This window comes from Thalassolituus pacificus (genome assembly GCF_025318105.1).
Lineage (GTDB): Bacteria > Pseudomonadota > Gammaproteobacteria > Pseudomonadales > Oceanobacteraceae > Venatoribacter > Venatoribacter pacificus.
Window position 1 is genome coordinate 49,060 of sequence record NZ_JAOANI010000031.1, and the last position, 14,302, is coordinate 63,361.

Consider the following 14,302-nt stretch of genomic DNA (forward strand, 5'->3'; position numbering starts at 1 on the left):
CTGTATCATTCACAAGGAATGATGGTGGGTGATGACGGGATCGAACCGCCGACCCTCTGCTTGTAAGGCAGATGCTCTCCCAGCTGAGCTAATCACCCAAATATTGTCACTAATATTTGTCACTTGTACTGCTTGTTCATTACTTGTCACCGTAATGAAAATGGCGGACTGGACGGGACTCGAACCCGCGACCCCCGGCGTGACAGGCCGGTATTCTAACCAACTGAACTACCAGTCCATTTTTTCATACGACCCTTGCGGGTCATTCACGTTTGCAGCTTTGGTGGGTGATGACGGGATCGAACCGCCGACCCTCTGCTTGTAAGGCAGATGCTCTCCCAGCTGAGCTAATCACCCTCTGCAAAAGTGAGTGGGCATTCTACTCACGGGGATCTTTATGTCAACGCTATTTCACAGATTTTTTTGATTTTTTTCAGTAACTTGCGGAAATTCTTTAAAAAATCGGCCGGGGCGGGAAAAGACACCGGCCGATTGTATAAAGGCTGATCAGACAGATTGAGAAGGAGGGCTTTCACCGACCACGGGTAACGGGCTGGCCTGCAGATGGCGTTTCTCACCTAAAACCAATAAACAGGGTGTCAGAATCAGTGTCAGTACCGTGGCAAAGGTCAGGCCGCCGGCAATAGCGGTCGATAATTGCGTCCACCACTGTGAAGAGGGAGCGCCCACGGTAAAGTGCTGATTCAGAAGATCGATATTCCACTGCATTACCATCGGTAACAGGCCAACGACGGTGGTAACCGCCGTCAGCAGCACCGGACGCAGACGCTGAGCGCCGGTGCGCAGGGCGGCATCTACCGGGTGCAGCCCCTGACGTATAAGCACGTTGTAGGTGTCGATGAGGACGATGTTGTTGTTGACCACGATACCGGCCAGGGCAATCACCCCCACACCACTCATCACGATGCCAAACGGCTCGCCGCGGATCATCAGGCCAATCAGCACGCCAACAATGGACAGTACAATCGCACTCATGATCAATCCGGCCTGGTAGAAGCTGTTGAACTGAGTGACCAGAATGGTGGCCATCAGGAACAGGGCAATGGCGAAGGCTTTGCCAAGGAAGGCACCGGTTTCACCCATTTGCTCAAAATCGCCACGGAAGCGCGGTTCGACGCCGGCAGCGCGCCAGTCGAGATCTTTGATTTTCTCGCTGAGCTGCTGAATTTTCTCCGTCGCATTCACGTCTTCAGTGACATTGGCGGTTAAGCGATAGCGGCGTTTACCGTCGATCCGCACAATGTCGCCCGATTTCGGCACGGCGTTACGCTGCATAAAGTTACTGACCGGAACCAGCCCGAAAGGCGTGCTGATATTGAAGGCTTCAAACTGGTCGATGCTGCGGGTCTGCAGTGGATAACGCAGTAAGATTTCGACTTCATCATCGCTGAAGTCCGGCTGGAAGGTACCGACTTTCTGGCCACCGGTAATCATGCGGATCATCGCGCCGGTGCTGGCGATGTCGGTGCCGTAGCGGGTGGCCTCTTCGCGGTCGATCTGCAGCTGCCATTCAATGCCTTCCAGCGGCCGGTCGTCGCGCACGTCCTTCAGCTCCGGATCGGCTTCAAAAATAGCTTTTACCTGTTCCAGCAGCGGCACCATGGCTTCATTACTGGCGGCAGTGAACTGCAGCTGAATGTCGGCACCGGCGGCAGGACCGCCTTTTTTCTTCTGCGTCTCGATGACGATACCGGCAATATCGGCGGTACGGTGTTCGATATCGGCCAGAATCTGGTTGGCGGAACGGCGGTGTTCCCAGTTCACCAGCTCAATCTGAATGCGGCCAATCACATCGGCAGCGGAATCCGAAGGCGCTTTGACAAAGGTGGCGGTGTACAGCGATTGAATTTCAGCCATATCGAAGATGCGTTTTTCCACCTGCTGTACTAACAGCTCACGCTCCAGTAACGACAGGTTGCCGCGGGCACGGACATCGACCATGCCGATGTCGGCATCCACATCCGGGAAAAATTCCACACCGTGTCCCAGTGAGCCGTACAGCACGAAGGAGCCAATTAGAGCGGCAATGGCCATGCCCAGCACCTGCAACGGATGTTTCAGTGCTCTATGCAGCAGGCGCACATAGCCACCGGTAAAGCCTTTCAGTTCGTCGAAACGACCTTGTTCAGCGGCTTCAATCGCGCTAAGAGCACCGTTGTTATGATGACCGTCTTTTCCCATAACAGCGCCGATGGTCGGCACCACAATCAACGCCATAATCAGCGAAGCGCTCAGGGTGTAGAGCAGGGTAAGCGGCAGGAATTTCATAAATTCGCCGGTGGTGCCGGGCCAGAACAGCAGCGGCAGAAAAACCGCCAGCGTGGTGGCCGTCGAGGCGATAATCGGCCAGGCCATACGCTTGGCGGCCTCGCTGTAGGCCTGCAGTTTGGTCGCCCCTTCAGCCAGACGCCGGTCGGCAAATTCAGTGACAACAATCGCGCCGTCAACCAGCATGCCGACGGACAGAATCAGCGAGAACAACACCACCATGTTCAGGGTGTAACCCATCATGCTGAGCACAATCAGCGCCATCAGAAAGGCACCGGGAATGGCCATGCCGACCATCAGCGAGCTGCGCAGACCCAGGCTGCCGAGCACCAGAATCATCACCAGTAATGTGGCCACCAGAACGTTGTTGAACAGATCGTTGAGCATGTCTTTGATCTGTACCGATTCGTCCTGGGTGACACCCACATCGATACCGGCCGGCCAGTAGGGCTTCACTTCATTAATGATGCCTTTTACCTGATCAAGGGTGTCGATGATGTTGGAGCCGATACGCTTTTTGATCTCCAGCGTGACGGCGGGTTTACCGTTAACCCGGGCAGCATTTTTACGGTCTTTGTAGGCCAGGCGACCGACCGCAATATCCTGAAACAGCACCACCGTGTCGCCATCCGCTTTGACCGGCAGTTTGAGAATATCGGGGATGTTTTCAATCAGACCGGGCACTTTAACGCCAAAACGTCCGGCACCGGTGTCCAGGTCTTCGCTGGCGACCAGCTGGTTGTTATTGCCAACCAGACGTGCCAGATCATTAAACGACAGGTTGTAGTTATCCATCCGCGCCGGGTCAACGATGATCTCGGCGATTTCATCGCGCTTCCCCTGGATTGTGGCTTCGAGTACGCCGGGCAGGGCTTCGAGACGATCCTGCAGGTCTTCTGCAACGGCATACAGCGCTGATTCATTCACTTCGCCGGACAGCGTCACCACCATCACCGGAAACAGGGCGACGTTGATTTCTTTTACTTTGGGCTCTTTGCTGTCGGCGGGCAGCTCGCCTTTGGCGTCATCGACTTTCTGGCGCACGTCGAGCAGGGCTGTATCGATATTGACGTCGGTGTAAAACTCCAGCGTGATCGACAGGTGGCCACTGGTGGCGGTAGACACCATTTCTTTTAAACCATCGAGGGAGCGCAGCTCTTTTTCCAGCGGTTTATAAATCAGGGCGTCGGCGTCTTCCGGCGAAATGCCGTCGTGCATTACCGAGACATAAACGAAAGGCACGGTAATGTCCGGATTACTTTCTTTCGGAATCGTGATCAGCGTGGCAATCCCCACTAACGCAATCAGGCAAAACAGCATCAGTACCGTGCGCGAACGCTGCAGGGATGCATCAATAAGCGAATTCATGCCTTACCCCGCACTTAATGCAGTGGCGTCAGCGTCATCTTCAGGCGCTTGCGGCTGGGCACTGATTTCGGTGTCCTGGCTGTCCTGCAGATACACGGGTTCAACCTGCTGCCCGTATTCAACAAAGCCCTGACCGACGGTGATGATGTTGGCTTCAGAGCCCAGACCGTAAACCCAGATGCCTTTGTTATCGGCTTTCAGCAGGTTAACGCCGCGGAATACCACGCGGTTTTGCTCATCAATGCCTTTCAGCCCCAGCTGGCCTTCATCATCCAGAATCAGCAATGCCGGAGAGATAAAGTAGGCGTAGGTTGCTGGCTGCGGAATATGCAGCTTGGCGGTCAGGCCGCTGGTCATGCTGCCGCCCGGATTACGGATTTCCAGCTCCAGCGGAAAGGTACGGGTTTTGGCATCGGCTTCGGCGGCAATAAAACGCACGCGGCCGTCGACGCGGTCACCATTGACCAGTTCAGCATAACCGCTGTCGCCGATGTTGATGTCGGCGGCATCGCGCTCTGACGCCTGGCCTTTGATCAGGTAAGGCGTGAAATCGAGAATGGTCAGCAGTGGTGAGCTGTCTTTAACAAAATCACCAATTTCCACCATGCGCTGATCCACAATGCCGGCGAAGGGCGCACGGATTTTGCTGGCATCCAGCTGAATGCGGGCGTTGGTGAGTTCGGCTTCGGCGTTGGCCAATACGGTGGCGGCCTGTGCCAGCTGCGATTCGTTGGCCAGTCCGCGCTCACTCAGTTGGCGCGCACTGCGGGCTTCCAGCTGGCGTTGTTTCAGATTAGCTTCTGCCTGTTTTACCCGTGCCGGCCAGTCGCGGGCATCAAGCTCCAGCAGCAGTTCACCTTTTTTAACCGCGGCACCCTTGTCTTTGTGAATGGCGATGACCTTGCCGCGGATTTCGGATTTCAGTTCTACCCGGCGGTTGGCGGCGGTATGGGCAGAAATGGTGATGTCGCGGTTAACCAGCTCACCTTTCATGCGCTCTACCTGTACCCGCGTTAAACCGCTGTCCATAACCAATGGACGTGGGTTGGTAAAGTCAGGGGTGTCAGAGAACGCGCCGGCTCCCATCCAGATCAGCAGGGCAAGGGCGATGACCAGGGCGGCAATGTGTCCCTGATTCAGATGTATTGTCATTATTATGTACCGGTTATGAGAACGAAATGCGCAAAAGGCAACGGAGCTGTTTAACGGTTGCCGCCAGCAGATGCAATAGCCTTGTTTGCAAACCCATTTAAAACAGACTGTCTTTTATTTGAGACAAATGTTTGCTTTTCGCTCAGAGAACACGTTGCGCACGGGTAGTTCGCGCGTGTCAGGCGCTTCCTCTGTATACTGTCGGCCTTTTCACCGGCGGTAAGGTTAAGGCTCCATGGTATTAGTGCGTTTGAAACAGGCTGAGCTGGCGTTTGGCGATCATGTTCTGCTCGATAAAGTCGATCTTGATATCCAGAGCGGCGAGCGTCTGTGTGTGGTTGGCCGCAATGGCGAAGGTAAGTCGACGCTGCTGAAGATTCTTAACCGTCAGGTGCAGACCGACGATGGCCGGGTGGAATACCGCGATATGCTGCGCATCAGCGCTTTGCAGCAGGAATTGCCGCAGACCACGCATACGCCGGTTTACGATGTGATTGCCGAAGGTCTGGGCGATGTCGGTCAGGCGATCGCCCAGTATCATGACGAAAGCGCTAAAGGCGCTGACGCCGATCTGAAAAAACTTGAGCAGCTGCAGACCCGCATCGAAGCCGCTGACGGTTGGCGCTGGCAGCAGAAAGTGGAATCCATTATCCAGAAACTGAACCTGCCGGGTGAGGCGATGTTTTCAGAGTTGTCCGGTGGCTGGCAGCGCCGGGTGATGCTGGCACGGGCCTTAGTAGTGGAGCCCGATCTGCTGATTCTCGATGAGCCAACCAACCATATGGACGTTGCCACCATCGAATGGCTGGAAGAACAGCTCAAGCAATTTAACGGCGCGCTGGTATTTATCAGCCACGACCGGGCATTTGTGCAAAATCTGGCGACCCGTATTGTCGAGCTCGACCGCGGCAATCTGTATCAGTGGCAGGGCGATTATCTGAGCTTTGTCGAATACCGCGAAAAACGTCTGGAAGACGAAGCCACTCAGAATGCTTTGTTTGATAAGCGCCTGAGTGAAGAAGAAAAGTGGATTCGCCAGGGCGTTAAAGCCCGCCGCACACGTAACGAAGGCCGGGTTGAACGGTTAAAAGAAATGCGTAAAGAGCGCGTTTCACGTCGTGAAGTGCAGGGCAGCGCCAATATCAGCATGAATGCCGCTGAATCCTCCGGTCGGCAGGTATTTGAAATTGAACATCTGACCTACGCCTGGAAAGACGTAATGCAGGTGAATGATTTCTCCACAACGGTTATGCGTGGCGACCGCATTGGTCTCATCGGTCCGAACGGGGTTGGCAAAAGTACGTTGCTGAAACTGTTGCTGGGCAAAATGCAGCCGCAGGCAGGCAGCATTAAAGTCGGCACCAAACTCGAAGTGGCTTATTTTGATCAGGCCCGTCATCAGCTGGATGAGGAAAAATCCATCGCTGATAACGTTGCCGATGGTAAAGATCAGGTCGAGGTGAACGGCCAGAGCCGCCATATCATTGGCTATCTGGGCGATTTCCTGTTTGCTCCGGCGCGCGCCCGTACGCCGGTGAAAGCACTGTCCGGTGGTGAGCGTAACCGCGTATTGTTGGCCAAGTTATTCCTGAAACCCTGCAACCTGCTGGTGATGGATGAGCCGACCAACGATCTGGACGTTGAAACGCTGGAGCTGCTGGAAGAACGTTTGATGGAATACAAGGCGACGTTACTGCTGGTCAGTCACGACCGTGCCTTTATTGATAACGTGGTTACGCAGCTGTGGGTGTTCGGTGAAAACGGCGTGATCGACGAGCAGGTCGGTGGTTACTCCGATTGGCAGGAGCGCATGAAAGCCCGCGCTCAGGCTCCTCAGGCAGCCTCTCAGACAAACGCCGGCGGAGCGGCCAAAAGCGTACAGCAAAGTGCTGCTGTGACCCCGGCCGAACCTAAGAAAAAACTGTCATACAAATTACAGCGTGAGCTGGATGCCTTGCCGGAAAAAATCGCCAAAGCCGAGGCGAAACGCGATGTTTTGGCGGCACAAACTGCCGACGCCAATTTCTACAATGGCGATGCTGAGCAGATACAGGCCGTTCTGGCGCAGCTGGCCGAGGCTGAAGGTGCGGTTGAAGCGCTGGAAGAACGCTGGCTGGAGCTGGAGGACATGGCATCATGATCTGGTTGATTGTTGTTGCCGTGACCCTGTCACTGGTTGGATCAATCATCTGGCTTAAACCCAGCCCCCGCGACACACGCCTGGCGGCGTTGCGCTTCGATGCCATTCGTAATGGCCTGCAGGTGCGCAGCTTCACCTTCAAACCGGACTCTGCCAAAACCGGTGTCCGCGATGATATTCCCGGCACCAGTTACACCTTGCTGCACCGTGGTAAGCAGCAGGGGGGAGACCTTAAATTCCGCGTGGTTGGTCAGGCCGGCTGGGATAATGACGGCTTGCCCGCAGGGCTCAGCTGGCATAATCAGGGCAGTGCGGCTGATGCCGAACTGCTCAGCCGTATGCTGCCGCAATTGCAGGATGATCTGCTGATGCTGGAAGTGTACGAAAATCGCGTGACACTGATGGCGGCTGAAAACAAAACGGCCAGCGCTGCAGCCTATCAGCATTTTATGGAAGCGTTTTTTTAAGCGCTTCGGCACAATAAAAAGCCCGCATACCTGGCTCCCACGCTCTGCGTGGCAGCCTTTGTCGTTACGTTGCATTCCCACGCGGAGCGTGGGAACGAGAAAAAGCTGCATCTGTGGGAACGGCTTTCAGCCGTGATAGGGGTTGTATCTGGCTCCCACGCTCTGCGTGGTAGTCTTTAACGGTACCGTTGCATTCCCACGCGAAGCGTGTGAGCGAGAAACATATGGCGTGTAGCCGCTATCGGCAACGCTTACTGGAACATCGATTCCAGCTCTTCCAGATGCTCAATGATGCGGTCGTTATAGCTGACGACCAGGAATGGCACCGTGTTTTCGTTGTAGTTCTTGATGCGCTCTTCCATAAAGCGCCATTTGCTCTTCACGCTGCTCATCAGAATTTCTGTTTTTTGCGCTTTGACCATACCTTCCAGTTCAGTCAGTTGCTGTTGAAAGTCTTCCGCCATTTCGGTCAGGGTACGGGAGTAGCTGCCCATAAATACCTGACCCAGGTTGGTGGTGCCGCGGGCGGCATACTGGGAAGTGATTTCTTCCATTAACAGCGCCAGGTCGCGGGCTTTTTGCACGATAGGGCTGGGTTTGATGCCACTGCTTTGTTCCAGCTGGGTGTAAGCGGCTGACGCTTTATTAACGATCTCAGAGCTTTTACGGCCCATTTCGTCAACCAGGCGGACATTGGGGTATCCCTGCTTCAGCATGTCGTTACGGTTGATCATCATCAGCTCAGACAGTTTTTTCCAGTCAGCATCAATGCTGGCAATGCTTTCACCCATATTGTTAATAGAGGCAAGCTGACGTGCGCTGGTCAGGCTGTCATTGAAATTCTTCATGCTCTGATCAATGCGGCGCTCGTATTTACTGTCCGCATCTAAGCCAGAAAACATATAAAAGTTGGTGACGGCATTGGTTGCGGCAAGGCGCATGTGTTGCAGGTCAGTCAGTAATTGCTGTGGGGTCGCCAGTGCGGCCTGGCTCAGTAACAGCAGAACCACCAGTCGTGCGGTGTTGAGGGCTAGACGCATCATGTTTTCTTCTTTTTGTTTTATATAGTTGTCGTAAAAGAATCACATTCTTTCCTCAGGCAGTGTATGAGATAGGTCATTTTATCCCTATAGGACATTACAAACTGTAACAAAAATGAACAAAAAGTAGCTTAGTCCGTTATTGTCGTGTTCTGTCTCGTGCCTTTTTCCGGGTTGGGCGATCCCTGTTGTGAATAACGTAATAGTTGTCGAATCGTTACCTGTCTGGTGACCGGCTTTCAACACGAATGACTCTTTACCTGCTAGAATGGCGCCGTTCAGGATCGTGGTTTGTGCAGAAACTAATCAGCATGGCCGTCAATTCCTGCTTCTCTATTGACTTTCAAACCGCTTTCCCCGAATGTGTGCCACTCAGATTCAAACGCTCGTATGAATTGTTCGTTTTGTGAACATCATCGTGCGTTGTTTCACCAACAGGCAGAATGCTGATCCGCCTCCGGGCAGACCAGTCAATAGCTAACCACCATGTGGAGATCAGTTGATGATTTACGAAGGTAAAGCCATCACGGTAAATTTGATCGAAGACGGCATCGCCGAATTGAAATTCGATCTGCAAGGCGACTCTGTTAACAAGTTTAACCGCGTTACTTTGGAAGACCTGAAGGCAGCAGTTGAAGCGATTCAAGGCAACAGCGACGTTAAAGGCGTTTTAGTTACATCTGGTAAAGACGTATTTATCGTCGGCGCGGATATCACCGAATTTGGTGAAGCCTTCAAACAAAGCGAAGAAGAAATCGTGGCCTGGGGCCTCGAAGCCAACAAAATCTTCTGCGCTATCGAAGACCTTTCCGTTCCTACCCTGACCGCTATTAATGGCATCGCTCTGGGTGGCGGCTTCGAAATGTGTCTGTCTACCGACCTGCGTGTTATGTCTGACAAGGCCAAAGTCGGTCTGCCAGAAGTTAAACTGGGTCTGATGCCTGGTTTCGGCGGTACTGTCCGTCTGCCACGTGTGATCGGTGCTGACAATGCGATCGAATGGATCTGCATGGGCGCTGAGAACAAGCCTGAGAAAGCACTGAAAGACGGCGCTGTTGATGCCGTTGTTGCTGCTGACAAACTGAAAGACCAGTCTGTTGCCATGCTGAAAGCCGCCATCGCTGGCGAAATCAACTGGCAGGCCCGTCGTGAAGAAAAAACTTCCAAGCTGAAGCTGAACACGATGGAGCAGATGATGGTTTTCGAAACCGCTAAAGGTTTCGTTGCGGGTCAGACCAAAGGTCACTACCCAGCACCAATCGTTGCCATCAAATCCATGCAGAAAGCGGCCAACATGGGTCGTGATAAAGCACTGGAAGTGGAAGCCAAAGGCTTTGCACAACTGGCAAAAACGTCTGAAAGCAACGCTCTGATCGGTCTGTTCATGAACGACCAGTTGCTGAAGAAAAAAGCGAAAGAATTCGACAAGGCTGCTAAGCCGACCAACAAAGCAGCCGTTCTGGGTGCTGGCATCATGGGTGGCGGTATCGCTTTCCAATCGGCGCTGAAAGGCACTCCGATCATGATGAAAGATATCGCTGAAGCCGGTATCGAGTTGGGTCTGAACGAAGCGAACAAGCTGCTGGCCAAGCGCGTTGAGCGCAAGAAAATGAAGCCATTGGCAATGGGTGAAACCCTGAACCGTATTCGTCCTACTCTGTCTTACGCTGAATTCGGCGATGTAGACACCGTGGTTGAAGCGGTTGTTGAAAACCCTAAAGTTAAGAAAATGGTTCTGGCTGAGCTGGAAGACAAGGTTCGCGAAGATGCGATCATCACGTCTAACACTTCTACCATTTCTATCGACCTGCTGGCTGCTGACCTGAAGCGTCCAGAAAACTTCCTGGGTATGCACTTCTTTAACCCTGTGCACATGATGCCACTGGTTGAAGTTATCCGTGGTGCCAAGACTTCTCCTGAAGCTGTGGCCACTGTGGTTGCTTACGCCAAGAAAATGGGTAAAACCCCAATCGTTGTAAACGATTGCCCGGGCTTCCTGGTTAACCGTGTACTGTTCCCTTACTTCGCTGGTTTTGCGGGCCTGGTTCGCGACGGTGCTGACTTCCAGAAAGTCGACAAAGTGATGGAGAAATTCGGTTTCCCAATGGGTCCTGCCTACCTGCTGGACGTTGTTGGTATCGATACCGGTGTTCACGCCAACGAAGTGATGGCGGAAGGCTTCCCGGATCGTATGAAGGCTGACTTCAAAACCTCTATGGAAGTGATGTTCGAAAACGAGCGTTACGGCCAGAAGAACGGTAAAGGTTTCTACGTTTACGAAACCGATAAGAAAGGCAAGCCGAAGAAAGTTGTTGACCAGGCCACTTACGACCTGATCAAGCCAGTGGTTGCTGAAGCGAAAGACTTCGAAGCTGAAGACATCATCGCACGCTGCATGATCCCAATGTGCATCGAGATCGCCCGCTGTCTGGAAGAAGGTATCGTTGATACTCCGGCTGAAGCCGATATGGGTCTGATCTTCGGTATTGGTTTCCCTCCATTCCGTGGTGGTGCGTGCCGTTACATGGATGCCGTTGGTATGGCTGAATTTGTTGCTCTGTGCGACAAGTACGCCGATCTGGGCAATCTGTACAAACCAACCGCTCGTATGCGTGAAATGGCTGCGAACGGCGAAAGCTACTTCGGTTAATAGGCGCACTAGGAGATTTAAACCATGTCTTACAATCCAAAAGACGTCGTTGTTGTAGATGCAGTGCGCTCACCTATGGGTCGTTCCAAAGGTGGCGTATTCCGCAACGTACGTGCGGAAACCATTTCTGCAAATCTGATCAACGCATTGTTCGAACGTAACCCGGGCGTTAATCCTGCTCTGGTTGAAGACGTTATCTGGGGCTGTGTAAACCAGACTCTGGAGCAGGGCTTCAACGTTGCACGTCAGATCGGTCTGCTGACTGTTGTGCCTAAAGAAGCGGGCGCTCAGACGGTTAACCGTCTGTGTGGTTCTGCAATGTCTGCTATCCACACGGCGGCTCAGGCTATTCAGACCGGTAACGGCGATGTATTCGTTGTTGGTGGTGTTGAACACATGGGTCACGTGAACATGCAGCACGGTTTTGACCACAACCCTGAGTCTTCAAAGCACTTCGCTAAAGCTTCCAACATGATGGGTCTGACTGCGGAAATGCTGGGCAAAATGCACGGTATTACCCGTCAGCAGCAGGATGAGTTCGCCGCGCGTTCTCACCGTCTGGCTCACAAAGCGACTCTGGAAGGCAAGTTCAAGAACGAAATCGTTCCGATGTACGGCCACGATGCTGAAGGCAAACAGATTCTGGTAACCGAAGACGAAACTATCCGTCCGGAAACCACTGTTGAAAGCCTGGGTAACCTGCGTCCTGCTTTCGATCCTAAGAGCGGTACCGTAACTGCCGGTACTTCTTCTCAGATCACCGATGGTGCATCAGCCATGCTGCTGATGAGCTACGAGAAAGCGATGGAGCTGGGCCTCAAGCCACGTGCCCGTATCGTTGGTATGGCGGTTGCCGGTGTTGATGCAGCGATCATGGGTTACGGCCCGGTTCCTGCAACCAAGAAAGCACTGAAGCGTGCTGGCCTGGAAACCACCGATATCGATTACTGGGAGCTGAACGAAGCTTTCGGTGCTCAGTCTCTGCCTTGCATCAAGGATCTGAAACTGACCGAAATCGCTGACAGCCGCATCAACATTCATGGCGGTGCCATCGCTCTGGGTCACCCACTGGGTTGTTCCGGTGCGCGTATTTCTACCACTCTGATCAACGTGCTTGAGCAGGAAGGTGGTAAGTACGGTGTGTCGACCATGTGTATTGGTCTGGGTCAGGGTATCGCGACCGTTTGGGAACGTATGTAAGTCTGACTTACTGATCCTGCGAGCGGCATTCTTTATGAATGCCGCCAGCTGAAAAAACCGGCTTCTGCCGGTTTTTTTGTGAGCGGAATTTGGCGAGGCTATTAGAAGAATTACCGCCACCTTAGAACAGTAAAGTTAAACAGAAAGCATCTGTTTGCCTATGTATACGCATTATTTAAGTAATAAGCTGTTCAATGTTAGCTATATGTATTGTTGTCAAAATTTCTGGATATGTTTATCCAATGTGAAGATAATAAATGTCTTTTCATTCTAATGGTAAGTAATATTTGGGGCGAAATGGACGTATCCAAGCGAAAGGAATTGTTTAGCGTTGCATACCTAACGGCATTGGCGGCACAAGTGGGTTTAAACCACCAGGTGCCAACTGTTGATGACGATAGCATTGATCTATCTCTGATGGGGAAAGGTTACAATGGTATCGTTCGAAGCCCCCAAATTGACATTCAATTAAAATGCACCTCCAAAGAGGTAATCGAAGGCGATTGCCTGAAATTTGATCTAAAACTTAAGAATTACAATGACCTTCGTGGCGAAAACGTAGGTAATACACGTTATTTGATGGTTTTGGTTGTACCCGATGAACCGGAAGAGTGGGCAACCATTGGTTACGACAATGTAACCTTACAAAACAGTTTCTACTGGACCTCACTTCGTTTTAACTCTGAAACTAGCAATATCACCAAAGTACGTATAGAGATCCCTGTATCTCAAAAGGTTACTTCCGAAACACTGCTATCGTTAATGGACATGGCAAGCAAAGGGGAATTTGTATGATTGATAGTTCCCTTAAGGAAATTATTCACTCATTGCGCCCAAACCAAATGCTGGCATATTTAGCATCACAAGGCTGGCGTGAAGATGGTGCTATAGGTGAAGCCGCATCTGTTTGGCATCGTACCGAAGATGAAAATTATGACTTTGAGATAATCCTACCGCTTAAATATGACCTGAAGGACTATGTACAACGCTCGTATGACCTGGTTAATGTTCTTGCCAAGTTCGAAAATCGTTCATTTCGTGATGTCGTTGATGACTTAATTAATTTTCATGCGGATGTGATTAAAATTCGAGTTGTGCATAACGACGTTGAAAATGGATCTATTCCATTGAGTGACGGGGTTTTACTTGTAGAAAAAGCGAAAGAACTATTAACGTCGGTCACTAAGTCAGCATTTAGTAAGCGCCGTCACTTCACTGGTGGTGTTTCCCAAGAAGTTATGGACTTCGTTGAAACTTTTCGTTTGGGGCAGACTGAGGTTGGTAGCTATGTGCTTAATTTGATAATCCCAGTTGATCGTACACCTACTGATGAGCAAGGTGATATAAATGAAATATCATTGACCAGAATCGTCACTCACACGCTTGCGCGTAGTTTGACTGCTATAGACGAATCTATTGCTAATTATCGTGATACCCAAAGTGATCTGGCTTTTGAATCGGCTGTTGAGCAAGGTGTAAGTGCTAATTTATGTGATGCACTGGTCGGTTTAACAGGTGAAAAGGAATCTCGAGATGTGAATATTACTATTTCATTATCTCGTACTGATAGTGAATGTCAGGATATTCCATTACAACATTCATTCAAATCCAATATTGTTGAATATTTGAAACGTGCTTCGGATTATTACAAAGAGAAGTATACCATTCACAATTACAACGTGTCCGGAACCGTTACTGGGCTGAAACATGAAGAAAATGACAACATTGGAACTGTAACCGTAGCCAGTATGGTTAATGGGCGTGAAAAGCATATAACTTTCGAACTGTCCGCTGAAGAATATTGGCAAGCACACCAAGCACATGGTAATGCTGAAGTTATTGAATGCTGCGGTGATTTGTATGTCTCTCCGCGTTCGGCCATGTTAGTCAACGTAGCTGGGTTTAGAGTACTTACCAGTGGTAACCTTTTTGATGATGAAAGTTAACCTAGCGAGCTATATTGACAGTCAACGTTAAAAAGGTTATTGGGTCCGAT

General features: G+C 51.5%; 9 protein-coding genes and 3 tRNA genes. 6 read left to right on the top strand and 6 right to left on the bottom strand.

The genetic code is table 11. The features are described 5' to 3' along the window. Positions 1-22 precede the first annotated feature (22 nt). From NYR02_RS18595 to NYR02_RS18615, 5 genes are all read right to left on the bottom strand, one after another. Positions 23-98, bottom strand: a tRNA-Val gene (locus NYR02_RS18595). A gap of 63 nt (positions 99-161) precedes the next feature. Next, positions 162-238, bottom strand: a tRNA-Asp gene (locus tag NYR02_RS18600). Positions 239-281: 43 nt separating this feature from the next. Further along, positions 282-357, bottom strand: a tRNA-Val gene (locus NYR02_RS18605). A gap of 150 nt (positions 358-507) precedes the next feature. Next, a complete protein-coding gene (locus tag NYR02_RS18610) occupies positions 508-3,657 on the bottom strand; it encodes an efflux RND transporter permease subunit (RefSeq protein WP_260977867.1) in 3,150 nt (1,049 codons plus the stop codon). Positions 3,658-3,660: 3 nt separating this feature from the next. Next, positions 3,661-4,809: an efflux RND transporter periplasmic adaptor subunit gene (locus NYR02_RS18615; protein ID WP_260977868.1), complete on the bottom strand. Its 1,149-nt coding sequence runs from the start codon at positions 4,807-4,809 to the stop codon at positions 3,661-3,663. A 235-nt stretch (positions 4,810-5,044) separates the two neighbouring features. On the opposite strand from NYR02_RS18615, the gene NYR02_RS18620 reads away from it, so the two are divergent. Next, entirely contained in the window at positions 5,045-6,949 is a 1,905-nt protein-coding gene (locus NYR02_RS18620) for an ATP-binding cassette domain-containing protein (RefSeq protein ID WP_260977869.1), read from the top strand. Beyond that, positions 6,946-7,416 (top strand): hypothetical protein, encoded by a 471-nt coding sequence (locus NYR02_RS18625; protein ID WP_260977870.1) that lies wholly within the window; start codon positions 6,946-6,948, stop codon positions 7,414-7,416. Before NYR02_RS18620 ends, NYR02_RS18625 begins: the two co-directional genes overlap by 4 nt. Positions 7,417-7,667: 251 nt before the next feature. On the opposite strand, the gene NYR02_RS18630 is transcribed toward NYR02_RS18625, so the two are convergent. After that, a complete protein-coding gene (locus NYR02_RS18630) occupies positions 7,668-8,459 on the bottom strand; it encodes a hypothetical protein (protein WP_260977871.1) in 792 nt (263 codons plus the stop codon). A gap of 499 nt (positions 8,460-8,958) precedes the next feature. Here NYR02_RS18630 and fadB point away from each other — a divergent pair, with 499 nt between their 5' ends. The 4 genes from fadB (at position 8,959) to NYR02_RS18650 (ending at position 14,252) form a co-directional block, all read left to right on the top strand. Further along, positions 8,959-11,106, top strand: a complete 2,148-nt coding sequence (gene fadB, locus NYR02_RS18635) for a fatty acid oxidation complex subunit alpha FadB (protein ID WP_260977872.1) — start codon at positions 8,959-8,961, stop codon at positions 11,104-11,106. 24 nt (positions 11,107-11,130) lie between these two features. Then, complete coding sequence (fadA, locus tag NYR02_RS18640; RefSeq protein WP_260977873.1) at positions 11,131-12,306, top strand: acetyl-CoA C-acyltransferase FadA; 1,176 nt, start codon at positions 11,131-11,133, stop codon at positions 12,304-12,306. Between the two features lie 231 nt (positions 12,307-12,537). Continuing rightward, positions 12,538-13,101, top strand: a complete 564-nt coding sequence (locus NYR02_RS18645) for a DUF4365 domain-containing protein (RefSeq protein ID WP_260977874.1) — start codon at positions 12,538-12,540, stop codon at positions 13,099-13,101. Next, positions 13,098-14,252, top strand: coding sequence for a hypothetical protein (locus NYR02_RS18650; protein WP_260977875.1), 1,155 nt, complete (start codon positions 13,098-13,100; stop codon positions 14,250-14,252). Before NYR02_RS18645 ends, NYR02_RS18650 begins: the two co-directional genes overlap by 4 nt. Positions 14,253-14,302: the final 50 nt, after the last annotated feature.

What these genes read in the sequence shown, in the direction of transcription:
- NYR02_RS18645 (WP_260977874.1), top strand. Translation starts at nt 12,538, where the DNA reads ATGTTTATCCAATGTGAAGATAATAAATGTCTTTTCATTCTAATGGTA.
- NYR02_RS18610 (WP_260977867.1), bottom strand. Translation starts at nt 3,657, where the DNA reads ATGAATTCGCTTATTGATGCATCCCTGCAGCGTTCGCGCACGGTACTG.
- NYR02_RS18630 (WP_260977871.1), bottom strand. Translation starts at nt 8,459, where the DNA reads ATGATGCGTCTAGCCCTCAACACCGCACGACTGGTGGTTCTGCTGTTA.
- NYR02_RS18615 (WP_260977868.1), bottom strand. Translation starts at nt 4,809, where the DNA reads ATGACAATACATCTGAATCAGGGACACATTGCCGCCCTGGTCATCGCC.
- NYR02_RS18620 (WP_260977869.1), top strand. Translation starts at nt 5,045, where the DNA reads ATGGTATTAGTGCGTTTGAAACAGGCTGAGCTGGCGTTTGGCGATCAT.
- fadA (WP_260977873.1), top strand. Translation starts at nt 11,131, where the DNA reads ATGTCTTACAATCCAAAAGACGTCGTTGTTGTAGATGCAGTGCGCTCA.
- NYR02_RS18650 (WP_260977875.1), top strand. Translation starts at nt 13,098, where the DNA reads ATGATTGATAGTTCCCTTAAGGAAATTATTCACTCATTGCGCCCAAAC.
- NYR02_RS18625 (WP_260977870.1), top strand. Translation starts at nt 6,946, where the DNA reads ATGATCTGGTTGATTGTTGTTGCCGTGACCCTGTCACTGGTTGGATCA.
- fadB (WP_260977872.1), top strand. Translation starts at nt 8,959, where the DNA reads ATGATTTACGAAGGTAAAGCCATCACGGTAAATTTGATCGAAGACGGC.